At 56.3% G+C, this 22,795-nt stretch carries 24 protein-coding genes; 13 read left to right on the top strand and 11 right to left on the bottom strand.

Annotated elements, in window-relative coordinates:
• Positions 1 to 93: 93 nt before the first annotated feature.
• On the bottom strand, positions 94 to 1,191 hold the full coding sequence (locus HF675_RS14590; RefSeq protein ID WP_105230714.1) for an NADH:flavin oxidoreductase/NADH oxidase: 1,098 nt from the start codon (positions 1,189 to 1,191) through the stop codon (positions 94 to 96).
• A gap of 207 nt (positions 1,192 to 1,398) precedes the next feature.
• Between HF675_RS14590 and HF675_RS14585 the strand changes: the two genes are divergently transcribed.
• A complete protein-coding gene (locus tag HF675_RS14585) occupies positions 1,399 to 2,454 on the top strand; it encodes a rhodanese-related sulfurtransferase (protein WP_105230715.1) in 1,056 nt (351 codons plus the stop codon).
• Between the two features lie 56 nt (positions 2,455 to 2,510).
• Here HF675_RS14585 and HF675_RS14580 read toward each other — a convergent pair whose 3' ends face one another.
• Both HF675_RS14580 and HF675_RS14575 read right to left on the bottom strand, forming a co-directional pair.
• Positions 2,511 to 3,089, bottom strand: coding sequence for a YceI family protein (locus HF675_RS14580; RefSeq protein ID WP_187043293.1), 579 nt, complete (start codon positions 3,087 to 3,089; stop codon positions 2,511 to 2,513).
• 24 nt (positions 3,090 to 3,113) lie between these two features.
• Positions 3,114 to 3,668 carry a cytochrome b gene (locus tag HF675_RS14575; RefSeq protein ID WP_105230717.1) on the bottom strand — a complete coding sequence of 185 codons (555 nt, stop codon included), beginning with the start codon at positions 3,666 to 3,668 and terminating at the stop codon, positions 3,114 to 3,116.
• A gap of 438 nt (positions 3,669 to 4,106) precedes the next feature.
• On the opposite strand from HF675_RS14575, the gene HF675_RS14570 reads away from it, so the two are divergent.
• Positions 4,107 to 5,165 carry an AI-2E family transporter gene (locus HF675_RS14570; protein WP_105230718.1) on the top strand — a complete coding sequence of 353 codons (1,059 nt, stop codon included), beginning with the start codon at positions 4,107 to 4,109 and terminating at the stop codon, positions 5,163 to 5,165.
• A 37-nt stretch (positions 5,166 to 5,202) separates the two neighbouring features.
• Here the strand turns inward: HF675_RS14570 and HF675_RS14565 are convergent, their stop codons facing one another.
• From HF675_RS14565 to pyrC, 6 genes are all read right to left on the bottom strand, one after another.
• Positions 5,203 to 5,823, bottom strand: a complete 621-nt coding sequence (locus HF675_RS14565) for a LuxR C-terminal-related transcriptional regulator (protein WP_105230719.1) — start codon at positions 5,821 to 5,823, stop codon at positions 5,203 to 5,205.
• 190 nt (positions 5,824 to 6,013) lie between these two features.
• The gene (gene solA / locus HF675_RS14560; RefSeq protein WP_187043292.1) at positions 6,014 to 7,129 is read right to left on the bottom strand and encodes an N-methyl-L-tryptophan oxidase; all 1,116 of its coding nucleotides are present in this window, start codon (positions 7,127 to 7,129) and stop codon (positions 6,014 to 6,016) included.
• 139 nt (positions 7,130 to 7,268) lie between these two features.
• Entirely contained in the window at positions 7,269 to 7,523 is a 255-nt protein-coding gene (bssS, locus tag HF675_RS14555) for a biofilm formation regulator BssS (protein ID WP_015671938.1), read from the bottom strand.
• A 216-nt stretch (positions 7,524 to 7,739) separates the two neighbouring features.
• A complete protein-coding gene (locus tag HF675_RS14550) occupies positions 7,740 to 8,018 on the bottom strand; it encodes a hypothetical protein (RefSeq protein ID WP_105230721.1) in 279 nt (92 codons plus the stop codon).
• Positions 8,019 to 8,167: 149 nt separating this feature from the next.
• Complete coding sequence (dinI, locus tag HF675_RS14545) at positions 8,168 to 8,407, bottom strand: DNA damage-inducible protein I (RefSeq protein WP_105230722.1); 240 nt, start codon at positions 8,405 to 8,407, stop codon at positions 8,168 to 8,170.
• Between the two features lie 76 nt (positions 8,408 to 8,483).
• Positions 8,484 to 9,533: a dihydroorotase gene (gene pyrC / locus HF675_RS14540; protein WP_105230723.1), complete on the bottom strand. Its 1,050-nt coding sequence runs from the start codon at positions 9,531 to 9,533 to the stop codon at positions 8,484 to 8,486.
• Positions 9,534 to 9,733: 200 nt separating this feature from the next.
• Here pyrC and HF675_RS14535 point away from each other — a divergent pair, with 200 nt between their 5' ends.
• Positions 9,734 to 10,021, top strand: coding sequence for a putative quinol monooxygenase (locus HF675_RS14535; protein WP_105230724.1), 288 nt, complete (start codon positions 9,734 to 9,736; stop codon positions 10,019 to 10,021).
• A gap of 52 nt (positions 10,022 to 10,073) precedes the next feature.
• On the opposite strand, the gene rne is transcribed toward HF675_RS14535, so the two are convergent.
• Entirely contained in the window at positions 10,074 to 13,394 is a 3,321-nt protein-coding gene (rne, locus tag HF675_RS14530; RefSeq protein WP_187043291.1) for a ribonuclease E, read from the bottom strand.
• Between the two features lie 665 nt (positions 13,395 to 14,059).
• Here rne and rluC point away from each other — a divergent pair.
• Positions 14,060 to 15,019: a 23S rRNA pseudouridine(955/2504/2580) synthase RluC gene (rluC, locus tag HF675_RS14525; protein ID WP_105230727.1), complete on the top strand. Its 960-nt coding sequence runs from the start codon at positions 14,060 to 14,062 to the stop codon at positions 15,017 to 15,019.
• Between the two features lie 3 nt (positions 15,020 to 15,022).
• On the opposite strand, the gene HF675_RS14520 is transcribed toward rluC, so the two are convergent.
• Positions 15,023 to 15,604 (bottom strand): nucleoside triphosphate pyrophosphatase, encoded by a 582-nt coding sequence (locus HF675_RS14520; protein WP_145961135.1) that lies wholly within the window; start codon positions 15,602 to 15,604, stop codon positions 15,023 to 15,025.
• 142 nt (positions 15,605 to 15,746) lie between these two features.
• On the opposite strand from HF675_RS14520, the gene yceD reads away from it, so the two are divergent.
• From yceD to pabC, 9 genes are all read left to right on the top strand, one after another.
• Positions 15,747 to 16,268, top strand: coding sequence for a 23S rRNA accumulation protein YceD (yceD, locus tag HF675_RS14515; RefSeq protein WP_105230728.1), 522 nt, complete (start codon positions 15,747 to 15,749; stop codon positions 16,266 to 16,268).
• Positions 16,269 to 16,284: 16 nt separating this feature from the next.
• Complete coding sequence (rpmF, locus tag HF675_RS14510) at positions 16,285 to 16,452, top strand: 50S ribosomal protein L32 (RefSeq protein WP_015671947.1); 168 nt, start codon at positions 16,285 to 16,287, stop codon at positions 16,450 to 16,452.
• A gap of 12 nt (positions 16,453 to 16,464) precedes the next feature.
• The gene (gene plsX / locus HF675_RS14505; protein WP_105230729.1) at positions 16,465 to 17,499 is read left to right on the top strand and encodes a phosphate acyltransferase PlsX; all 1,035 of its coding nucleotides are present in this window, start codon (positions 16,465 to 16,467) and stop codon (positions 17,497 to 17,499) included.
• Positions 17,500 to 17,505: 6 nt separating this feature from the next.
• Positions 17,506 to 18,459: a beta-ketoacyl-ACP synthase III gene (locus tag HF675_RS14500; protein ID WP_187043290.1), complete on the top strand. Its 954-nt coding sequence runs from the start codon at positions 17,506 to 17,508 to the stop codon at positions 18,457 to 18,459.
• 16 nt (positions 18,460 to 18,475) lie between these two features.
• Positions 18,476 to 19,405, top strand: coding sequence for an ACP S-malonyltransferase (fabD, locus tag HF675_RS14495; protein ID WP_187043289.1), 930 nt, complete (start codon positions 18,476 to 18,478; stop codon positions 19,403 to 19,405).
• 11 nt (positions 19,406 to 19,416) lie between these two features.
• A complete protein-coding gene (fabG, locus tag HF675_RS14490) occupies positions 19,417 to 20,151 on the top strand; it encodes a 3-oxoacyl-ACP reductase FabG (RefSeq protein ID WP_105230732.1) in 735 nt (244 codons plus the stop codon).
• Between the two features lie 154 nt (positions 20,152 to 20,305).
• Positions 20,306 to 20,542, top strand: coding sequence for an acyl carrier protein (gene acpP / locus HF675_RS14485; protein WP_015671952.1), 237 nt, complete (start codon positions 20,306 to 20,308; stop codon positions 20,540 to 20,542).
• 79 nt (positions 20,543 to 20,621) lie between these two features.
• Entirely contained in the window at positions 20,622 to 21,863 is a 1,242-nt protein-coding gene (gene fabF, locus HF675_RS14480; protein ID WP_105230733.1) for a beta-ketoacyl-ACP synthase II, read from the top strand.
• Positions 21,864 to 21,986: 123 nt separating this feature from the next.
• On the top strand, positions 21,987 to 22,784 hold the full coding sequence (pabC, locus tag HF675_RS14475) for an aminodeoxychorismate lyase (RefSeq protein WP_187043288.1): 798 nt from the start codon (positions 21,987 to 21,989) through the stop codon (positions 22,782 to 22,784).
• Positions 22,785 to 22,795: the final 11 nt, after the last annotated feature.

The raw sequence follows: 22,795 nt of genomic DNA, 5'->3' as shown, positions 1-22,795 counted from the left end.
GCGTATTTTCCCGCGTTTGGCGATAGCGGAGGGGGGAGAATTCGGCCATTAGCCTGACTAACGGCCGAATGATGTTGCCTCAGGGGAGCGCGCTTAGCCGTTGCTGAACAGCCCTTTCAGCACGTGAGGCTCTGAACGCCAGTACTGCGGCGGCGCGCTGGCTTTTGCACCCAGCTTGGCCGCAGCGTGCCACGGCCAGCGCGGGTTGTACAGAATGCCGCGCGCCAGCGCCACCATATCGGCCTGGCCGGTGGCGACGATCGCCTCGGCCTGCTCCGGTTCGGTGATTAAACCAACGGCGATGGTCGGCAGGCCACCCTCGCGCTTGATGGTCTCGGCGAAGGGCACCTGATAATTCGGGCCGACGGGAATTTGCTGCTGCGGTGACAGGCCGCCGCTGGAGACGTGAATATAGTCGCAGCCCAGCTCTTTCAGCGCCTTGGTCAGCGCTACCGACTGTTGCTCATCCCAGCCGTCCTGTACCCAGTCACTGGCGGAGATGCGTACGCCGACGGCTTTGTGCGCCGGGAATACCGCACGTACCTCGCTAAAAATCTCCAGCAGCAGCCGCATACGGTTGGGCAGTGAGCCGCCATACTGGTCATCGCGCTGGTTGGCCAGCGGCGACAGGAACTGATGCAGCAGATAACCGTGGGCGCCATGCAGCTCAATCAGCTCAAAGCCCAGGCGATCGGCGCGTTTGGCCGCGTCGACGAACTGTTGCTTCAACTGGGCGATTTGCGACAGGCTCATCGCCTCCGGTGCTTCGTCATCGGGATGGAACGGCGTTGCGGAGGGAGCGATGGTTTGCCAGCCGCCGTTTGCCTGGCCTATCTGGCCGCCGCCTTCCCAGGGCACTGCGGTGGATGCTTTACGTCCGGCGTGGCCTAACTGAATGCCCAGCGGCATAGTGGCGTGCTGTTTGACCGCATTGACGACCTCGGCCAATGCCTGTTCAGTGGCGTCGTCCCACAACCCCAGGTCCTGCGGCGAAATGCGCCCTTCCGGCGATACCGCCGTTGCTTCGACAATCAGCAGGCCGGCGCCGGACATGGCCAGGCTGCCGAGGTGCATGGTATGCCACGGCGTCGCCGCGCCCTGTTCAGCAGAATACTGGCACATCGGCGCGATAATGATGCGGTTCGGCAGGCTGAGTTTCCCAAGGGAAATCGGTTTGAATAACTGGCTCATTGATATCCTCTTTTCAGGTCGCATTGAATAGCGTGCTCACACTATCCGCATGTGGATTTGTGAACTGCATCAAGTTTAGCAGCCGCAAAGATGGCCGGGCAGTTCATGATGTGCTGCCGGATATTTTCAGGTATGATGTGCGCCGCGCGCGGCCCCGGAAGGGGGGCGCGGCAATAACTCACCTCAGAAAGAACAGGAACGTACACCATGCCAGTGTTACATAACCGAATCTCCAATGAGGAACTGAAGGCGCGCATGCTGGCTGAAACCGAGCCGCGCACCACGGTTTCTTTTTATAAGTATTTTACCATCGATGATCCCAAAGCCTTTCGCGACAGCCTGTACATTCAGTTTGAAAAACTGAAGGTGTTTGGCCGCATTTATGTAGCGAAAGAGGGCATCAACGCACAGATCAGCGTGCCGCAGAATAATTTTGAGGCGTTTAAAACGGCGCTGTTTGCTGCACATCCGGCGCTGGATCAGGTGCGTTTGAACATCGCGCTGGAAGATGACGGTAAATCCTTCTGGGTACTGCGCCTTAAAGTGCGTGAGCGCATTGTTGCCGACGGTATCGACGACGGCAGCTTCGATCCCTCTAACGTGGGTGAGTACCTGAAGGCCGATCAGGTCAATGCGATGATTGACGATCCGAATACGCTGTTTGTCGATATGCGCAACCACTATGAGTACGAAGTGGGGCATTTTGAAAATGCTATCGAAGTGCCTTCCGACACCTTCCGCGATCAGCTGCCGATGGCGGTGGAAATGCTGCAGGAGCAGAAAGACAAAAATATTGTCATGTACTGCACCGGCGGCATCCGCTGTGAAAAAGCCAGCGCCTATATGCTGCATAAAGGCTTTAAAAATATTTATCACGTGGAAGGCGGCATCATTGAGTACACCCGTCGTGCAAAAGAGCAGGGGTTACCGCTGAAGTTTATCGGCAAGAACTTCGTGTTCGACGAGCGTATGGGTGAGCGAATTTCGGATGATGTTATCGCTCACTGCCATCAGTGCGGCGCGCCGTGCGACAGCCACACCAACTGTAAAAATGACGGCTGCCATCTGCTGTTTATCCAGTGCCCGAGCTGTGCCGCCAAGTTTGAGGGCTGCTGCAGCGAGATCTGTCGTGAAGAGTTGAAACTGCCCCGCGAAGAGCAGCGCGCGCGGCGCGCCGGGCGGGAGAACGGCGTGAAGATCTTCAACAAATCGAAAGGGCTGTTGCAGACCACCATGCATATTCCGGCGCCGGAAGACGAATAATCCTGGCCGGATGGGGATAACAGAAGGGCGCGGTTATACCGCGCCCTTGTTTTTTATTACTTTTCGCGAACGCCTTCGACGGAGATGGTCAGTTCAACCTCTTGTGAGGCCGGGCCGAGATCGGTGGTAATGCCGAAGTCTTTCAGCTTGATTTTACCGTTGGCTTCAAAGCCGGCGCGGTAGCCGCCCCATGGGTCGTTGCCCTGGCCAATCAGCTTGGCGTCCAGAGTAACCGGCTTGGTGACGCCGTTAAGGGTCAGATTGCCGACTACGGCGTAGCCTTCGCCGTCTTTTTTCACTTCGGTGGATTCAAACTTCGCCTGCTTGTTTTTTTCCACGTTGAGGAATTCGGCGCTGCGCAGGTGCTTATCACGTTCCGCATGGTTGGTGTCTACGCTGGCGGTGTTGATGGTGACGCTGACTTTATCCTTGGAAGGGTCTTTCTCATCGAAAGTGAAGGCGCCGTCAAAATCTTTGAAGGTGCCGTACAGCCAGCTGTAGCCGAGATGCTGGATGCGGAATTGAACGAAGGCGTGCTGCCCCTGCTTGTCGATTTTGTAGTCGGCGGCCAGCGCGGAACCGGCGCTCAGTAACAGTGCGCCTGCGGTCAGGCCTAATACGGTCTTTTTCAACATGGTTATCTCCATTATTCCAAGAGGTTAATCGGCGCTGCGACCCAGCATCCGTTTCAAAGTGACATCACGATCCACAAAGTGATGCTTAAGCGCGGCCAGAGCGTGCAGTACCGACAGTACGACAACGGTCCAGGCCAGATAAAGGTGAATCGTACCGGCGGTATCGGCCTGTGCACCCATGCCGCTGATACTGGCGGGAACATCGAACCAGCCGAACACGCTGATCGCCTGGCCGTCGGCGGTGGATATCAGATAGCCGCTGATAAGAATAGCGAACAGAATGACGTACAGCGCCAGATGCGCCAGTACGGCACCGACGCGAGTAATGCGGGAATAGCTGGCCAGCGGTTTTGGCGGTGGAGAAATCAGACGCCAGACAACGCGCACCACCATCACGATAAACAGCAATACGCCGATACTTTTATGGATCTCCGGCGCCTGGTGATACCACACGTCGTAATAGCCCAGCGTGACCATCCATAGGCCAAGCGCAAACATGCCGTACACCACAAGAGCAACCAGCCAGTGGATCAAAATAAACAGATGACCGAAACGGTCGGGGGTATTTTTCCAAAGCATCGGACTTCCTTAATTCCTTATTGCCGGCTGCAATATTTAACATGAAAAAACATAAAATCAATAATAAATTTAACTATGTTACGACTTAATAATATTAGTCAGTGGATTTGCACAAGATCGGATAAATTAATCAAAGGAATCGTTGAACCGATAAGGAAAAAGAGACGGTGAATTCTCGTTTGTGAATTGAAATAAAACGATTTTCTATTTTATTGTCAGTTTTTGTCATGTTGCGTAAATTCTGCAGGGGCATTCGGCAACGCGCTTTTTCGGCCGGAGATACGTTGCCACCGCTGTCCTGCGCCCGCTGATTTTCTGTGCGGATGATATTATAAATACTGATGATTACCCCGCCGCCTGATGCAGAGTTTGTTAAAATCAATCCTTCAATGGCTTGCGCCGTGTCTGCGCATTATCGGGAAAAGAAAGGATGTTATCTTGAGCCGGAATTTATTCATCGATCGCCCGTTACGTCTGGCGATTATGCTGGCGATGATCGTGGTGATCCTTGCCGGGATTAAAACCTCTTCGGAAATTGTGGTGCCGTTTTTGCTGGCGATCTTTTTAACCATCGTGCTAAACCCGCTGGTTACCCGCATGGAGCGATGGCGGGTGCCGCGTATTTTGGGCGTGATGCTGTTGGTGACGCTGGTGGTGATAGTCCTGGTGATGTTCATCGGCATGATGGGGGCGTCGCTGAATGAGTTTGCCCGTTCGCTGCCGCAGTATCGTGGCATGATGGCGGAGAAAATGCATGAATTGCAGCGCTATGCGGACCGTTTCAACATCGTGATTTCGGCGGAGGCGATCGTGCATTATATCGATCCCAGCGCCACGATGAATCTGGTGACGCGCATGCTGAGTCACCTTTCCGGCGCCATGACCAACATTTTCCTGCTGCTGATGACGGTGGTATTTATGCTGTTTGAAGTGCAGCTGCTGCCGGCGAAGCTGCGGCAGGTATTGAGCAGGCCCACTCAGGGCATCGCCAACCTGCAGCGGGCGGTGCAGGGGGTGACGCACTATCTGGTGATTAAAACGGCGATTAGCCTGGCGACCGGTATTATTGTCTGGGTCTTTTTGGCGATTATCGGGGTGCGCTTTGCGTTTATCTGGGGGTTGCTGGCCTTCCTGCTCAACTTTATTCCCAATATCGGCTCGGTGATCGCCGCCGTGCCTCCGTTGATTACCGCGCTGTTATTTAACGGTTTTGGCGATGCATTGGTGGTGGCCGGCGGTTTTGTGCTGATCAACCTGGTGATTGGCAACATCCTCGAGCCGCGGGTGATGGGGCGCGGTCTTGGTCTGTCGACGCTGGTGGTCTTTCTCTCTCTGATTTTTTGGGGATGGCTACTGGGACCGGTGGGGATGCTGCTGTCGGTGCCGCTCACCATCATTGCGCGCATTGCACTGGAAGCCAGTGAAAACGGCCGGAAAATAGCGGTAATCCTGGGCGATGGCCGGGATGAGCACGCTCCGGATCGCCAGGCAGAATAAGTGCGGTGTTAGCGCCTTTGGCGCGGCTGGGAGCGTCTCAGCCCGCCATCCGCACCATGGTGCGCAGGCCGGCCGCATCAGGGGGATAAAAAAAACGCAGTATGTTGTACAGCGAATAAAACTCAAGCCGGTTACGGGCGTTAATCTTCTCTGTGATATGGCGTTTATGCACATAAACGGTATGTGCGCTGATCTGCAGTTTACGGGCGATCCGATAGTTTGGTACCTCGGCCATCCAGTACTTCATTACCGTCAACTCCTGCGGACTGAACAGCGAGTGCAGACTGCTTTCCATTAACGCATTCGGCGTATCGCGCAGGATGCGCAGTGCTTTGGGCAGTGCCCCCTTATTGAACAGAAACGCATTATCGGCAATGCGCATCGGCCGATCGCTGTAAGGATAGGGAGTGTCGAGGTAAATAAACAGCACGGCCCCGGCACTGCCGTCGATTAATGTTTGTAACCATGGGTCGTCTTGATTTGGCCGGCAGTAGTTGGTCAGATTCAGCAGAATATGCGTAGGGTTACAGCTGGGGAGGCATTGTACCGCAGCGCTGAGCGTAGCACAGCAGGTAACGGTATTGGCGGCATTGTCGGCCAGATAGCTGGCAATACCGAGACGGGTATAACCGCATTCGTCCACGACGAGTAGTTTCATGCTGACATCCTTGTGATCGGGCAAATAATACCGGGTACTACAAGGTTAAAATAGGGGGGACGTCAGCGGCAATCAATTCGGAAATCCGGATTGTTGCGTGAGCTTTTTCCGTGGATAGATTTAAAGGGGCGAGGATGAGAGGGAAAGGCCGCAGCCGATGCGGACAAAGGCTGCGACTGTGTTGGCGTCTTTAGTTAAAACGCTGCAGCGAGAACGGCGTCAGATCGAATGGGATGGTTTTATCCTGCGCGAACAGCGCGGCGATTTCACCCAGCACGCTGGCGAATTTAAAGCCGTGGCCGCTGAGCCCGGTGATTACCATCATATTTTTACTGCCGGGCACGGTATCGATAATAAAGTCTTCATCCGGGCTCATGTCATAGGTACAGACTTTGCCGTGCAGACACACGCCGACGCCGGGCAGATGCTGGCGCAGGAAATTAAACACTTCGCTGCCGTCGCTGGCGATGCTGCCGAACGCCTTGCGCTGTTGCGGTGTCTCAATCGGCTGGCCGCCATTGTGCTTGCCGACCTTCAGACCGTCGTTATCAGCGGGGAAACCGTAATAGTGGCAACCGTCCTGTGCTTCAACGGTAAAGGCCGGGAACCGGTTGGGTTCGCTGTAGCGTCCGTCGGCCTGATGCCAGGAAAATACTTTACGCAGCGGCGTGATAGGCAGCTGCGGCAACAGCGCTTTGACCCAGGTACCGGCGGCGATCAGAACCTTTTTCGCCTGATAGCTACCTTCTGCCGTAGTGACTTCAACGCCGCCGTCAATGGTGTTAACCGCTGTTACCGGGCAGTTAAACAGCTGACTGCAACCGGCCTCTTTTGCCAGGCGAATATATTGTCTAATGGCCTGCTCGGAGCGGAGAAAGCCGGCATCCGGTTCGAAGACGCCGACATAGTGCGCCGGTGCGCTGAACTCCGGCCAGCGCTGTTGTACCTCATCGGCGCTCAGCAACTGAGTATTCAGGCGGAAAGTACGTGCGCTTTGTCGGGCGTTGGCGATAAATTCGGCGTCTTTGGGCCCCAGGTTAAGGACGCCGCAGGCGTGAAACAGCTGCTCGCCGCTGTCCCGCGTCAGACCATTCCACAGCGCCTGTGCGCGCAGCAATAACGGGACATATTTTTCACCTTCGCCGTAGGCATGGCGAATAATACGCGTATCGCCGTGGTGGCTGCCGTTGCTGTGCGGGGGGATTTCGCTGTCGACCATCAGCACTTTCAATCCTGCCTGCGTGGCGTAGTAGCCGGCGGCGGCGCCAACGGAACCGCTGCCGACGACGATTAAATCATATTCCACGTAACCTATCCTCACTGTTGCGCTTTGCTGAACCCAGCATGATAAAAGGTTGGGCGCGCCAATGCACCCGTTGTCGGCGGCAGATAAAGAAAAAGCGCCGGGAATGAGCACCGGCGCTTAGGACGTTTGGCTTAATGAATCAGTGTTTCTTACGGTCAAGATCCTGGTATTCCGTTGATTCAATTTTTGCGATGCCCGCCTCTAGGATATTTATCAATTGTCGGGCGACATCTGTGGTTAACCAAAGCGTTCTGTCTACTTGGGCTTCCTCGGGCGTTTGGTCTAGCGAAGACAGGTAATGAAGGCGTATCATCATGGCGTCGTAAACGTCAACGGTGCTGATATCCCATCCAACAAGCGGGTGTGTCTGAATAACTTCATCATTTCTGTCCATAAAGACCCCTTATTGAGTAGTAACTAACGCGAGTGACTAACGAGGATCGATGCGGCTCATCTTCATGAGGAGCTTTTACAGTATACGCTTGGTGGCTGACTGCCGCGGGCTTTTCCTGCGAAAATTTGTCAAATAATCGCTTATTTGCGCAATAATTCAGCAAAAAAAGAGGGGCGGCTTGCCGTTTTATGGAACGACAAGCCGTAGAACGGCAGTTTATTCTGCTGCAGGAGAAACGGCGGGAGGCTGAAGATGTTTTTCCAGTTCGGCTGCCAGTTGGGCGAAGTGCTGTTGCGTTTCGGCATCGCGATTTTGGTTTTGCGCTTCCAGCTTCAGGCTATGGATCAGCAATTGGTTAGCTTTGTCATCCAGCCCGAAGGCCAGATAGGAGAAGGCGACTTCCAGCACGCTAAGGCGCCGTTTTTGATCGGCAATAACCGTCAGCAGTTCGCCGAAGGTCATTGCTTCTTCTGATTTTTCTTTGTCCAGGGCCATGGAAAGAGACCTCCTGTAGTAATAGCGCCCGCACTCACCCTTATTACAGATCAGATGGCATTTTTATGCCAGCACATTTCAACTCGCTTTGCCGATTGCAGGCATAAAAAAGCCGGAGAGCGACCTCCGGCAAAAACAGCATTGCAGTATTATTCGGCACTGAACCAATCGTCGGCGCTTTCCCAGGTTTCCTGGAGGATCTCGGCGATCAGATCTTTATCTGTTTTGACGCCGCCGAGTACGGATAGCCCGTTGGCGCCGGAATACCTGACCTGAACCACCGTATCTGGGAACTGACGGTTAATCCGTTTGCTCAATTCGCCGTTCAGGGCTTCAATTGCCCCCGGCGGCAGCGGCCTGGTCTTATCTATGGTTACTTCAACACGCATAATTGCCCCCGAAGTTATCTACTGTTTATTTATACAGTTAATGAGGTTCGGGAGCAAGAGGGTGAATTAAAAAAGATTAGCTGGCGGTCACCGTCCAGTTAACGCTTTCACCGGCCAGGAATGGCACGATGGATTCATTACCCAGAGCAATCTCTTCAGGCTGAACGGAAGGGATTCGTTGCAGCTCGATAAAGTCTTCGTTGACCGGCAAGCCGTAGAAACGCGGCCCGTTGAGTGAGCAGAAGGCTTCCAGGTGCTCCAGCGCGCCTAACTGCTCAAACACCGTGGCATAGGCCGGCATGGCGCTTGGCGCATTGAACACGCCGGCGCAGCCGCAGCTGGATTCTTTGCGGTGCTTGGCGTGCGGTGCGGAATCGGTGCCGAGGAAGAAACGGTCGGAGCCGCTGGCTACCGCCTTGCGCAGCGCTTCCTGATGGATATTGCGCTTGAGGATTGGCAGGCAGAACAGGTGCGGACGGATGCCGCCAACCAGCATATGGTTACGGTTAAACATCAGGTGCTGTGGCGTGATGGTGGCGCCCAGGAAACGATCGCCGGCCTGTACATATTCGGCTGCATCTTTGGTGGTGATATGTTCGAAAACGATCTTCAGCTCCGGGAAGCTGCGGCGAATCGGCTCCATAACCTGGGCGATAAAGCGGGCTTCGCGGTCGAAGATATCTACGTCGGCATCGGTAACTTCACCGTGGATTAACAGCGGCATACCGATTTTCTGCATTTGTTCAAACAGCGGATAGATGCCTGTTACATCGCTGACGCCGTGGTTAGAGTTGGTGGTGGCGTTAGCAGGATAGAGTTTGGCGGCGGTGAAAATACCTTGCTTAAACCCTTCTGTCAGCACGTCGGCCGACAGGGTGTCGGTCAGGTAGCAGGTCATCAGCGGGGTAAAATTGTGTTCCGCAGGCACCGCCGCCAGAATGCGGTCGCGATAACGCTGTGCGGCGTCAAGGGTGGTGATCGGCGGAGCCAGATTCGGCATTACAATCGCGCGGCCGAATACCTGGCTGGTATAGGGCAGGACCGTTTTCAACATCTCATCATCACGCAGATGGATGTGCCAGTCGTCAGGGCGGCGAATTTTCATGGCTTGAGGTTGTGCTGTCATGGTGCAAGGCTCCGGCGGTCAGAAATACGTCTAAGTAAAAGCGAATAATGGGGGTTATTCACGCCGGGGTATAAGCATAAGCGGAAAGCGTTTCTGATGCATCTGTTTGTTAACCAAAGTTGAAAACAATAGGGAAACGGGCGCATAGTAATCGTGTTGACGATGATTTTTGCTACTTTTTATTCCTACAGGAGGATGAAATGGAAATTCGCGTGGTTGCCACTTTGCAGGCTAAAGCGGAGTTTATTGATGACGTTAATGAAGCAGTGCATCAGATTATCGATGCCAGCCGCCAGGAACTGGGAAATCTGCAGTACGATCTGCATCGCGAGCTGGATAAACCCGGCACCTTTGTATTCTTTGAGCGCTGGGCCAGCGCCGAGGCACTGAACAAACATAATGCCACCGAACACTTCCAGCATTTTGTCCGCCAGATTGACGGCAAGCTGGATTTGCTGGATATCAAGCAGCTGAAAAAAATAGCCTGAATATCGTGCAATAAAAAACCCGCCAATCGGCGGGTTTTTTTCACGGTTTAACTTAATCGTTAACCGGCTGTGGCTTGGTGGCCGGGGCGGTGGCCTGGTTTACCGCCGAGTGGCCACCGGCGCTGCCTTTGCCTTCAAAATCAAAGGCCGGACGCTGCCAGTCACTGTGCTTCGGCGCTTCCGGCTGATAAGCCGGGGCAGGCGCTTTGGTCATCGGTGCGCTGGCGATGTGCTTGTAACGCGTCTCTGCCGGCTGAGCCGCGATGACTGGCGCAGGGGCTGCCGCTGCCTCATCGCTTGCCGTCTGCGGAGCTGGTTCGCTGACGACCGCTTCGGCTGGCGCCGCAATGGTCGGTTCCTCAACGGCCTTCTCTGCAGCTACCGCTTTTTCTTCAGCTTCTTCAACGGCAGTTTCGTCGGCTGCCGGTTCAGCGGCGGCAGGCACAGGCTGCTCTTCAGGCTGAGCCGGGGCCGGTGTGGCCTCAGCCGCAGGCTGAACATCGCTGGCGACGTCGGCCGGTGCCTCAACGGCTGCCGGCTGCGGCGCTTTGGCCTCTTCCTGCAGTGGCGCGGCAACTGGCGCACTTTCAGCCGGTTCGACGTTAGCGGCGGCGACTGGAACCTGAACCTCTTCCTGGGCGGCGACGATTGCCGGCGCAGCAACGCTGGCGGCAACTTCCGCTACCGGCTGCTGTTCGGCTGTGACGCTAGGCTGGCGCTTAACCTCAGTCTCTTCAACCGCTTGCGCAGCTGTTGTGACAGGGTAACCGATCCAGACCTTGCCAGACGCCATTTCCGGAGAGGCAAACGCAGCCGTCAGCGGCATCGGCGACTGGGTCGGATAACGCTCGTCGCGGTAACGACGACGACGCTGGCCGCTCACGCGCAGATGACGCGGTGAACGACGTGAGCGGCGCGGCATGCCGTTTTCACCGTTACGGTTTTCCTGCGTGTCTTCTTCGCCGGTGGTGGCTACGGTTTCCGGCAGCAGTTTAACGCTGTCGTCTGCCGCAGGCGCTTTGGCTTCCTCAGCGGTTTCCGCCGGTGCTTTTGGCGCCAGCAGCTCTTCCGCAGCGCGCTGCAGTTCTTCTTCTGCTGACAGGATACGCACCTTCTGCGACAGCTGGCGGCGTTGACGACGCTGAGCCGGTTGCTGATGGCGCTCTTCCTTATCTTCTTCAGCGGCAGCTACCGGTGCGACGGTGGCCTTCTCCTGCTGCTTCGCTTCTTGCTGTGCCTGGCGCTTCTCTTCCTGACGACGACGCTGACGCTCGGCGCGCTGCTCGCGGCGCTGCTGCTGTTGCTCTTCGCGCTGCGCTTTTGCGGCTTCATCAACTGGCGCATCGCTGGCTACCGGCGCGTTATTCGCGGCGTTACGGCGATTGCGGCGCTGCTCGTCACGAGATTCGCGGTTGTCGCGCTCACGGCCTTCACCGCGCTCTTTACGCTCACCACGCTCATTGCGATCGCTACGTTCACCACGTTCACCACGTTCACCGCGCTCGCTACGTTCACCGCGCTCTTTACGGCCAGAGCCCTGACGACGCTGATTACGACGATCCTGACGACGGTTCTCGCCGCCGCTGCTTTTCGCGGTTTCAACCGGTTTCTCTTCCGCGACGGGCTGCGGCTCTTCACCGGCGAACAGCGATTTCAGACCGCTGAAGAAGCGGCTGAGCAGGCCTGGCGCTGCGGCTGGCGCAGCCGGCTGGCTGGCGGTCGGTTTCTTCGCCGTGGCGGGTTCAGCCGCCGGCGGCGGCGCATCGGCGGCCAGAGAGAAGGAAGCCAGCGCCGGTTGCTCCGGACGCTTACGTTCCATCGGGATCTCTTCCGGCGGCTGCGCCATCTCTTCTTCATGCAGCTTCGGCAGCAGATAGCTCAAGGTTGGCGTTTCTTCACCTTTGCGCACGCGCAGTACTGAGTAATGCGGGGTTTGCATCTGATCGTTCGGCACGATGACGGCTTTCACGCCGGCCTGACGTTTTTCGATGGCGCTGACGGATTCACGTTTTTCGTTCAGCAGGTAAGAAGCAACCTGAACCGGCACGATGGCGTGCACCTCTTTGGTGTTTTCCTTCAGCGCTTCTTCTTCAATCAGACGCAGGATGGACAGCGCCAGCGATTCGTTGTCACGCACGGTGCCGGTGCCGTTACAGCGCGGGCAGACGTGGTGGCTGGACTCGCCCAGCGACGGGCTGAGGCGCTGACGGGACATCTCCAGCAGGCCGAAGCGGGAAATACGGCCGATCTGAATGCGTGCGCGATCCTGACGCACCGCATCACGCAGGCGGTTCTCTACTTCGCGCTGGTGGCGTACCGGCGTCATGTCGATAAAGTCGATGACGATCAGGCCGCCAAGGTCGCGCAGGCGCAGCTGACGGGCAATCTCATCCGCCGCTTCCAGGTTGGTGTTGAATGCGGTTTCTTCGATATCGCCGCCGCGGGTGGCGCGTGCGGAGTTGATGTCGATCGCGGTCAGCGCTTCGGTGGTGTCGATAACGATGGAACCGCCGGAAGGCAGGCGCACTTCACGCTGGAAAGCGGATTCGATCTGCGACTCAATCTGGTAGTGGCTGAACAACGGGATTTCACCGCTGTACATTTTAATTTTGCTGCTGAAGTCCGGGCGTCCCAGCGCGGCAATGTGTTCTTTCGCCAGATCGAGAATTTTCGGGTTATCGATCAGGATTTCACCGATGTCAGGACGCAGGTAATCGCGGAAGGCACGGACGATAACGTTGCTTTCCTGGTGAATCAGGAACGGTGCAGGGCGGCCTTCGGCGGCTTTCTTGATGGCTTCCCAGTGCTTGAGACGGAACGACAGGTCCCACTGCAGCGCTTCGGCGGATTTGCCGACGCCGGCGGTGCGGACGATCAGGCCCATGCCGTCGGGCAGTTGCAGTGAAGAGAGCGCTTCTTTCAGTTCGGTGCGGTCGTCGCCCTCGATGCGGCGGGAAATACCGCCGGCGCGCGGGTTGTTCGGCATCAACACCAGATAGCTGCCGGCCAGGCTGATAAAGGTGGTCAGAGCGGCGCCTTTGTTGCCGCGTTCTTCTTTATCAACCTGTACGATCACTTCCTGGCCTTCGCGCAGCACATCTTTGATGTTGGGGCGGCCATGGGAGGAATAGCTGTTAGGGAAGTATTCGCGGGCGATTTCTTTAAGAGGAAGGAAACCATGTCGTTCTGCGCCGTAGTCAACAAACGCTGCTTCAAGACTTGGTTCGATACGGGTGATTTTGCCTTTGTAAATGTTCGCTTTTTTCTGCTCATGACCCGGGCTTTCGATATCCAAATCGTACAGCCGCTGTCCATCTACAAGGGCAACACGCAACTCTTCCTGTTGAGTTGCGTTAATCAACATTCTTTTCATCTTAACTTACTCGTTATTTTTTACATTATCGACAGAGCTGCGGGCAATATATCCGTCATCGTTCAGGTTGCCTTGCGTCGCGGCCTTCTCTCGCATCCGCCCATGTTGCCGGACGTGTGCGCGGTCGCCGCTTTAGCGCCACCTGAATTATTTGGGCATAACCTCTATGGCCGGGTTAAAACCGAAAACCCCGTGTCTTCTCGCAAAGTCGTCAACCTCCCGGTTGTCGCCTGCATAGGGGCGCATTATCTCGGTAAGCCTGTTTTTCTTTGTGAAAAACAGCACTTTTACTCGGGGAATAGCCTCTGATTTACGTCGACAGATCACATTCCATTTGCCGGCCAAGCTGCAACCCGCAGCCCGCTAATTGTTTGATATCGCATTACGTCTTACGCCATTGCTGCGTTTTTGCGTTATCAGACAAACCTTGGTAATTCCGCATTTTACTCTGCTTTAACGAGAATCAACGCGGAAAGCGAACTCATTATTCCACTGCTGATACCGTTATAGCAAGGTGACTTTGCCTTAACTGCGGAAGAAATCGCAAACGATCAAACCGGCTTGCTGCCTTATTGTTCACTGCGGCGACTTCCGCACTCAGACTGACAGTTAAGCATATAAAAAGAGGTGGCGCTATTTACCTGCTGTATTTAGAATCCCGCCCCATGAAAACGAACAATCCTGCAGTACAATTCATCACGGTTTCTGACGACGAAGCGGGTCAGAGAATCGACAATTTTCTGCTTGCCCGCCTGAAAGGCGTGCCGAAGAGCATGATTTACCGCATCGTGCGCAAGGGCGAGGTGCGGGTCAACAAAGGGCGCATCAAGGCGGAATATAAATTGGCGGCCGGCGACGTGGTGCGCGTACCGCCGGTGCGCGTGGCCGAGCGCGAAGAGGCGCCGGTGTCCGCCAAACTGGATAAAGTGGCGGCGCTGGCCGACTGCATCCTGTATGAAGACGACCATGTGCTGTTGCTGAACAAACCGTCCGGCACGGCGGTGCACGGCGGCAGCGGCCTGAGCTTCGGCGTGATCGAAGGGCTGCGCGCGCTGCGTCCGGAGGCACGCTTCCTGGAGCTGGTGCATCGGCTGGATCGCGATACCTCCGGCGTGCTGCTGGTGGCGAAAAAACGCTCGGCGCTGCGTGCGCTGCATGAGCAGTTGCGGCTAAAAACCATGCAGAAGGATTACCTGGCGCTGGTGCGCGGCCAGTGGCAGTCCCACTGCAAAGCGGTGCAGGCGCCGCTGCTGAAGAATATTCTGCAAAGCGGCGAACGGGTGGTGCGGGTCAGCAGTGAAGGCAAACCGTCCGAAACCCGCTTCAAGGTCGAGGAGCGCTTCGCGTTCGCCACGCTGGTCAAGGCCAGCCCGATCACCGGGCGCACCCACCAAATCCGCGTGCATACGCTGCACGCCGGCCACCCGATCGCCTGTGACGATCGCTACGGCGACCGGGAGTTTGACCGTCAGCTGGCGCCGACCGGTCTGAAACGGCTGTTCCTGCATGCGGCGGCGCTGCGCTTCGAACATCCGGCCAGCGGCGAAACGCTGCGTATTGAAGCGCCGATGGATGACCAACTGCGCCACTGCCTGAAGCAGCTGCGCAAACAGGCGCAGCAGTAAGCATTATGCCAGCGGGCTGATCCCTTCGGCCCGCAACATCTCCAACAAGGTAATCAGCGGCAGCCCGACCAGCGCGTTGGGATCGCGGCCCGTCAGTTTGTCGAACAGGGCAATGCCCAGCCCCTCACTTTTGAAACTGCCCGCGCAGTTCAGCGGCTGTTCGATACGCACATAGTTGGCGATCTCCTCCGCGCCGAGAGGGCGGAAATGCACCTGATACGGCTCGCAGACCGCCTGAAGATGCTGCGTGCGGCTGTTGTACAGCGCCAGGCCGGTATAGAAGGTGACGATATTGCCGCTGGCCTGGCGCAGCTGTTCACAGGCCTGCTGCTCGCTGTGCGGCTTGCCCGTAATCTGTCCGTTCAGCACGCACACCTGATCGGAACCGATGATCAGGCGATCGGGGTAGGCGTCCGCCAACGCCTGTGCCTTGGCGGCGGCCAGCCGCAACACCAGCGCTTCGGCGCTTTCGCCCGGCAGGGGGGCTTCATCCACCTGCGGCGCGGCGGTGATAAAGGGCAAATGCAGTTTTTCCAGCAGCATTTTGCGGTAAGGGGAGGTGGAGGCCAGAAGAAGTTGTTGCATAATTTTTTTCGTAAACCGTAGCGTAAATGGTGGCAGCATTTTAAACTGTCGGCCGCTGCGGAAGCGAATATTGGTGAAAGGTGCCGTTTTCACGGCCTTTTTCTTTGACTCTATGTCGTTACAAAGTTAATATGCGCGCCCTATGCAAAAGGTAAAATTACCCTTGACCATTGATGCGGTACGTACCGCTCAGAAACGCCTGGACTATGTTGGTGTCTATGCGCCTGAGCAGGTTACCCGTGTTGCCGAGTCCGTGGTCAGTGTGGACAGCGATGTTGTCGCTGAATTGTCGTTTGATATCGACAACCAGCGTTTGGCGGTTATCACCGGTCAGGCAGATGTCACGGTCACGTTATCGTGTCAGCGCTGCGGCGAGCCGTTCCAGCATCATGTACACACAACATATTGTTTTAGCCCGGTCGTCAATGATGAGCAGGCTGAGGCATTACCGGAAGCGTACGAACCGATCGAAGTTGACGAGTTTGGCGAAGTCGATCTGTTGGCAATGATTGAAGACGAAATTATTCTTTCACTGCCTGTCGTTCCGGTACATGAATCTGAACACTGTGAAGTGTCCGAAGCGGACATGGTATTTGGCAAACTGCCTGCAGAGGCGGAGAAACCGAATCCGTTTGCCGTATTAGCCAGTTTAAAGCGTAAGTAATCGAGGAGTAAGGTCCATGGCCGTACAACAGAACAAACCAACCCGTTCCAAGCGTGGCATGCGTCGTTCACACGATGCGCTGACTACGACTACCCTGTCTGTAGACAAAGCATCTGGTGAAACCCACCGTCGTCACCACATCACTGCCGACGGTTTCTACCGCGGTCGCAAGGTTATCGGCTAAGTTAGCGATACCTTGACTCGTCTAACCCTGGCGTTAGATGCTATGGGCGGGGACTTCGGTCCCTGCGTCACAGTGCCTGCTTCATTGCAGGCACTGGCCTCTAATTTACAACTCCATCTTCTGCTAGTCGGCGATCCCGACGCAATCTCCCCCTTACTCGCCAAAGCCGATCCGCATTTGCTGGAGCGTCTGCATGTCGTGCCCGCTACATCGGTAATCGCCGGCGACGCCAAGCTTTCTCAGGCGATCCGCGCCAGCCGCGGCACGTCTATGCGCGTGGCGCTGGAGCTGATAAAAAACGGTGAAGCGCAGGCGTGCGTCAGCGCCGGCAATACCGGCGTGCTGATGGGGCTGGCCAAACTGTTGCTCAAGCCGCTGGACGGCATTGAGCGTCCGGCGTTGATGACGGTGCTTCCGCATCAGCAACATGGTAAAACAGTGGTGCTCGATCTGGGCGCGAATGTGGAATGCGACAGCACGATGCTGGTGCAGTTTGCCGTGATGGGCGCCGTGATGGCGGAAGAGGTGGTCGGTATCTCACAGCCGCGCGTGGCGCTGCTGAATATCGGCGAAGAAGAGAGCAAAGGTTTAGATAATATTCGCGAAGCCGCCGCTGTATTAAGAAAAACTCCGACAATCAACTATATTGGTTATCTGGAAGGCAATGATCTGCTCACAGGTAAAACCGATGTTATGGTCTGCGACGGCTTTGTCGGCAATGTTACGCTGAAGACAATGGAAGGCGTAATAAGGCTATTTTTATCGCTGCTGAAATCGTCAGGCGACGGTGGCAGGCAGGCGTGGTGGTTAAAATTGTTGGGCCGTTGGTTACAAAAACGGGTGGCGAAACGCTTCGGCCACCTGAACCCCGACCAGTATAATGGTGCATGTCTGTTAGGATTGCGGGGCACCGTAATCAAGAGCCACGGCGCTGCGAACCAAAAGGCGTTTGCGGTAGCTATTGAACAGGCTGTGCAGGCGGTGCAGCGGCAAATCCCCAACCGGATTGCGGCGCGCCTTGAGGCTGTATTACCCAAGAGTGACTGATCGTACATGTATACAAAGATTCTCGGTACGGGGAGTTATTTACCCGTACAAGTGCGCACCAATGCTGATTTAGAAAAAATGGTGGATACCTCGGACGAGTGGATTGTAACGCGTACCGGTATCCGTGAGCGTCGTATCGCCGCCGCTGGTGAAAGCGTGGCGACCATGGGCTTCGAGGCGGCGTCCAATGCGCTGGCGATGGCCGGCGTGGCCAAGGAAGATGTCGGTCTGATTATTGTGGCGACCACCACATCCAGCCACGCCTTCCCGAGCTCTGCCTGCCAGATTCAGAATATGCTGGGCATTAAAGACTGCGCGGCGTTCGATCTTGCGGCGGCCTGCGCCGGGTTTACCTATGCGCTGAGCGTGGCCGATCAATACATCAAAAACGGTGCGGTGAAGCATGCGTTGGTGATTGGCGCTGACGTGCTGTCGCGTACGCTGGATCCTGAAGACCGCGGCACCATCATCCTGTTCGGCGATGGCGCGGGCGCGGTGCTGCTGGGGGCTTCCGAGCAGCCGGGCATCCTGTCCACCCATCTGCATGCGGACGGCCATTATGGCGATCTGTTGACGCTGGCGTACAAAGACCGTCAGGATAAAGACAAGCCGGCGTATGTCACCATGGCGGGCAATGAAGTCTTCAAAGTGGCGGTCACCGAACTGGCGCATATCGTCGATGAAACGCTGAACGCCAACAACCTGGACCGCAGCGAGCTGGACTGGCTGGTGCCGCATCAGGCCAATCTGCGCATCATCAGCGCGACGGCGAAAAAACTGGGTATGGGGATGGACAAAGTGGTGGTGACGCTCGACAGACACGGCAACACCTCCGCCGCCTCGGTACCTGCGGCGCTGGACGAAGCCGTGCGCGATGGACGTATTCAGCGCGGCCAGCTGGTGCTGCTTGAAGCTTTCGGCGGCGGCTTTACCTGGGGTTCGGCGCTGGTTCGTTTCTGATTGACAGGAAATAAAAATGACGCAATTTGCTTTTGTTTTTCCGGGCCAGGGGTCGCAGACCGTTGGCATGCTGGCCGAACTGGCCGCTGAATTTCCCGTTGTTGAGCAGACGTTCAGCGAGGCATCTGCTGCGCTGGGCTACGATCTGTGGCAACTGGTGCAGCAGGGCCCGGCTGAAGAGCTGAATAAAACCTGGCAGACGCAGCCTGCGCTGCTGGCCGCCTCGGTGGCGATTTTCCGCGTATGGCAGCAGCAGGGCGGTAAAGCGCCGGCGCTGATGGCGGGCCACAGCCTGGGCGAATATTCTGCGCTGGTGTGCGCCGGCGTTCTGGATTTCCAGGAGGCGGTGCGTCTGGTCGAGCTGCGCGGCAAACTGATGCAGGAAGCGGTGCCGGCAGGCACCGGCGCCATGTACGCAATTATCGGCCTGGACAATGACGCCATCGCCAAAGCCTGCGCCGATGCGGCCGAAGGGCAGGTGGTGTCTCCGGTTAACTTCAACTCGCCGGGTCAGGTGGTGATTGCCGGTAATAAAGAAGCGGTCGAACGCGCAGGTGCGGCCTGTAAAGCGGCCGGAGCCAAGCGCGCGCTGCCGCTGCCGGTCAGCGTGCCTTCCCACTGTGCGCTGATGAAGCCGGCGGCCGACAAACTGGCCGTAGCGCTGGAGGCGGTGACCTTCAATACGCCGCAGATCCCGGTGGTGAACAACGTCGACGTGAAGATCGAAACCGATCCGCAGGCGATCCGCAGCGCGCTGGTGCGCCAGCTGTACAGCCCGGTGCGTTGGACGGAAAGCGTAGAATTTATCTCAGCGCAGGGCGTGAGCTCTCTGCTGGAAGTCGGCCCGGGCAAGGTGCTCACCGGCCTGACCAAGCGCATCGTTGACACGATGACGGCGGCGGCGATCAACGATCCCGCCACTCTGTCGGCGGCGCTTGCACAATAAAGAGGAAAACAATGAGCTTCGAAGGAAAAGTTGTTCTGGTCACCGGCGCCAGCCGCGGTATTGGCCGTGCTGTTGCGGAATCGTTTGTTGCGCGCGGCGCCAAGGTGATCGGCACGGCGACCAGTGACAAAGGCGCTGAAGCCATCAGCGACTATCTGGGCGCGAGCGGTAAAGGGTTCAAATTGAACGTGGTTGATGCGCAATCTATCGACAGCGTTTTAGAATCTATTCGCGCAGAATTTGGCGAAATCGACATTTTAGTGAATAATGCCGGTATTACGCGTGATAATCTGCTGATGCGTATGAAGGACGATGAGTGGCAGGATATCCTGGACACCAATCTGACTTCCGTATTCCGTCTGTCAAAAGCGGTAATGCGAGCTATGATGAAAAAGCGTTTTGGCCGTATCATCACCATCGGTTCCGTGGTTGGCACCATGGGGAACGCAGGGCAGGCAAACTATGCGGCGGCTAAAGCCGGCCTGATCGGCTTTAGCAAGTCCTTGGCACGTGAAGTTGCTTCTCGTGGCATTACGGTCAACGTCGTGGCGCCCGGTTTTATTGAAACGGACATGACACGGGCGTTGACAGAAGAACAGCGTGCAGGCATTTTGGCATCTGTACCGGCTAATCGTCTGGGGGATGCTAAAGAAATCGCCAGCGCTGTTGCATTTTTAGCCTCTGATGAGGCTGGCTATATCACCGGTGAGACCTTACATGTCAATGGCGGCATGTACATGGTCTAAAAAATGCGAAAACCATTTGCGTTATTTGAGGTAAAAACCGCAAAATAGCGTAAAATCGTGGTTTGACCAGCCGGGATTTAGTTGCATCTTTTTCAACATTTTATACACTACGAAAACCATCGCGAAAGCGAGTTTTGATAGGAAATTTAAGAGTATGAGCACTATCGAAGAACGCGTTAAGAAAATCATTGTTGAGCAACTGGGTGTTAAAGAGGACGAAGTGGTAAATAGCGCTTCTTTCGTTGAAGACCTGGGCGCCGATTCTCTTGACACCGTTGAACTGGTAATGGCACTGGAAGAAGAATTCGACACCGAGATTCCAGACGAAGAAGCTGAGAAAATCACTACTGTTCAGGCAGCTATTGATTTCATCAACGCTAGCCAGCAGTAAGCGAACATATCTAGGCGGTCACTCGACCGCCTAAGTTTTTCTATCCTAGTGTCATATTATCCCTCCTTGGAGGACAAACGTGTCTAAGCGTCGAGTAGTTGTGACTGGACTGGGCATGTTGTCTCCTGTCGGCAACACGGTCGAGTCCACATGGAACGCACTTCTTGCCGGTCAGAGTGGCATCAGCCTGATTGACCATTTCGATACTACTGCCTATGCAACCAAGTTTGCCGGCCTAGTAAAGAATTTTAATTGCGAAGATTTCATCTCCCGCAAAGATGCGCGCAAGATGGATCTGTTTATCCAGTACGGTATTGCTGCCGGCATGCAGGCCATGCAGGACGCCGGGCTGGACATCACCGAGGCTAACGCCTGCCGTATTGGCGCCGCGATTGGCTCCGGCATTGGCGGCCTGGGTTTGATTGAAGAAAACCACAGTTCGCTGGTTAACGGCGGTCCGCGCAAGATCAGCCCGTTCTTCGTGCCGTCGACCATCGTTAATATGATTGCTGGCCACCTGACCATCATGTATGGCATGCGTGGGCCGAGCATTTCGATTGCCACCGCCTGTACTTCCGGCGTGCACAATATCGGCCATGCGGCGCGTATCATTGCCTACAATGATGCCGACGTGATGCTGGCCGGCGGGGCGGAAAAAGCCAGTACGCCATTAGGCGTAGGCGGCTTCGGCGCCGCACGCGCGCTCTCCACCCGCAATGATGATCCGCAGGCCGCCAGCCGCCCTTGGGATAAAGACCGTGACGGTTTTGTTCTGGGCGACGGTGCAGGCATGATGGTGCTCGAAGAGTACGAACATGCGAAAAAACGCGGTGCTAAAATTTATGCGGAAGTGGTCGGCTTTGGTATGAGCAGCGATGCCTACCACATGACGTCACCACCGGAAAACGGCGCGGGCGCTGCATTGGCGATGGCGAATGCCCTGAGCGATGCCGGCCTGAATGCCGGACAGATCGATTATATCAATGCTCACGGTACCTCTACCCCGGCAGGCGATAAGGCCGAGGCAGAGGCGGTGAAATCGATATTTGGCGCCGATGCCGCACACGTGATGGTAAGTTCGACAAAATCCATGACCGGTCACCTGTTAGGGGCGGCGGGGGCGATTGAGTCGATCTTCACCGTGCTGGCGCTGCGCGATCAGGCCGTGCCGCCAACCATCAACCTGGATAACCCGGATGAAGGTTGCGATCTGGACTTCGTGCCGAATGAAGCGCGTCAGACCAAAGATATGGAGTACACGCTGTGTAACTCCTTCGGTTTTGGCGGCACCAACGGCTCGTTGATTTTCCGTCGCGTGTAACGTGGTTGCACTCTAGATTAAAAGCCCGGTTTATACCGGGCTTTTTTACGTCTGTCGTCCGGGATCTGGCCCGCTGCGCCTGTTATCCTGTACGCCGAGATACGGGAAGCAGGGGAAAGTGCTATGTACTGGATTAATGGAGCGCAGAGTGACGCGCTGGCGGCTGGCGACCGCGGTATACAGTTCGGCGACGGCTGCTTTACCACCGCACGCGTGGTTGATGGCCGGATAGATCTGCTGTCCTGGCATCTTGAACGCCTGCAGCAGGCATCACAGCGCCTGCTGCTGCCGTCGCTGGACTGGGCGGCACTAGAGCAGGAAATGCGTCAGGCGGCAGAATCAATCCCGCTTGGCGTGGTCAAAACCATCGTGACGCGGGGCGTCGGCGGGCGCGGCTATAGTCCTGCCGGCTGTGAGCAGCCAACCCGTATCGTGTCATGCGGTGCGTATCCGCAGCACTACCTGCAGTGGCGCGAGCAGGGCGTCAGCCTGGCGCTAAGCCCGGTGCCGCTGGCGCGTAACCCGCTGCTGGCGGGCATTAAACATCTGAACCGGCTGGAACAGGTGTTGATCCGTGCGCATCTTGAGCAGACTGACGCCGACGAGGCGCTGGTGCTTGACACCGCAGGGCTGCTGGTGGAATGCTGTGCGGCTAATTTATTCTGGCGTAAGGGGAAAGCGGTATATACCCCCGATTTGAGTCAGTCGGGCGTGGCGGGTTTAATGCGTCGCCGGGTGATTGAGTTACTGACGGACAGCGAATATACGCTGCATTACGTCGCCGAGCCGCCGGAAACGCTGGCGGCGGCAGAAGAGGTGTTGATCAGTAACGCGCTGATGCCGTTATTGCCGGTCAATACCGCCCATTTGTGGCGCTATGATTCGCGCCAGCTTTATGAGTTTTTACGACACCAAATTTAACCAGGCCGATT

The sequence above is a fragment of the Serratia sp. JUb9 genome (genome assembly GCF_014298095.1).
GTDB classification, from domain to species: domain Bacteria; phylum Pseudomonadota; class Gammaproteobacteria; order Enterobacterales; family Enterobacteriaceae; genus Serratia_B; species Serratia_B rhizosphaerae.
The sequence above is the reverse complement of the archived record's forward strand: the minus strand, read 5'-3'. Positions and strand labels throughout refer to the sequence as shown.

What these genes read in the sequence shown, in the direction of transcription:
- HF675_RS14590 (WP_105230714.1), bottom strand. Translation starts at nt 1,191, where the DNA reads ATGAGCCAGTTATTCAAACCGATTTCCCTTGGGAAACTCAGCCTGCCG.
- HF675_RS14585 (WP_105230715.1), top strand. Translation starts at nt 1,399, where the DNA reads ATGCCAGTGTTACATAACCGAATCTCCAATGAGGAACTGAAGGCGCGC.
- HF675_RS14580 (WP_187043293.1), bottom strand. Translation starts at nt 3,089, where the DNA reads ATGTTGAAAAAGACCGTATTAGGCCTGACCGCAGGCGCACTGTTACTG.
- HF675_RS14575 (WP_105230717.1), bottom strand. Translation starts at nt 3,668, where the DNA reads ATGCTTTGGAAAAATACCCCCGACCGTTTCGGTCATCTGTTTATTTTG.
- HF675_RS14565 (WP_105230719.1), bottom strand. Translation starts at nt 5,823, where the DNA reads ATGAAACTACTCGTCGTGGACGAATGCGGTTATACCCGTCTCGGTATT.
- bssS (WP_015671938.1), bottom strand. Translation starts at nt 7,523, where the DNA reads ATGGACAGAAATGATGAAGTTATTCAGACACACCCGCTTGTTGGATGG.
- HF675_RS14550 (WP_105230721.1), bottom strand. Translation starts at nt 8,018, where the DNA reads ATGGCCCTGGACAAAGAAAAATCAGAAGAAGCAATGACCTTCGGCGAA.
- dinI (WP_105230722.1), bottom strand. Translation starts at nt 8,407, where the DNA reads ATGCGTGTTGAAGTAACCATAGATAAGACCAGGCCGCTGCCGCCGGGG.
- pyrC (WP_105230723.1), bottom strand. Translation starts at nt 9,533, where the DNA reads ATGACAGCACAACCTCAAGCCATGAAAATTCGCCGCCCTGACGACTGG.
- HF675_RS14535 (WP_105230724.1), top strand. Translation starts at nt 9,734, where the DNA reads ATGGAAATTCGCGTGGTTGCCACTTTGCAGGCTAAAGCGGAGTTTATT.
- rne (WP_187043291.1), bottom strand. Translation starts at nt 13,394, where the DNA reads ATGAAAAGAATGTTGATTAACGCAACTCAACAGGAAGAGTTGCGTGTT.
- rluC (WP_105230727.1), top strand. Translation starts at nt 14,060, where the DNA reads ATGAAAACGAACAATCCTGCAGTACAATTCATCACGGTTTCTGACGAC.
- HF675_RS14520 (WP_145961135.1), bottom strand. Translation starts at nt 15,604, where the DNA reads ATGCAACAACTTCTTCTGGCCTCCACCTCCCCTTACCGCAAAATGCTG.
- yceD (WP_105230728.1), top strand. Translation starts at nt 15,747, where the DNA reads ATGCAAAAGGTAAAATTACCCTTGACCATTGATGCGGTACGTACCGCT.
- rpmF (WP_015671947.1), top strand. Translation starts at nt 16,285, where the DNA reads ATGGCCGTACAACAGAACAAACCAACCCGTTCCAAGCGTGGCATGCGT.
- HF675_RS14500 (WP_187043290.1), top strand. Translation starts at nt 17,506, where the DNA reads ATGTATACAAAGATTCTCGGTACGGGGAGTTATTTACCCGTACAAGTG.
- fabD (WP_187043289.1), top strand. Translation starts at nt 18,476, where the DNA reads ATGACGCAATTTGCTTTTGTTTTTCCGGGCCAGGGGTCGCAGACCGTT.
- fabG (WP_105230732.1), top strand. Translation starts at nt 19,417, where the DNA reads ATGAGCTTCGAAGGAAAAGTTGTTCTGGTCACCGGCGCCAGCCGCGGT.
- acpP (WP_015671952.1), top strand. Translation starts at nt 20,306, where the DNA reads ATGAGCACTATCGAAGAACGCGTTAAGAAAATCATTGTTGAGCAACTG.
- pabC (WP_187043288.1), top strand. Translation starts at nt 21,987, where the DNA reads ATGTACTGGATTAATGGAGCGCAGAGTGACGCGCTGGCGGCTGGCGAC.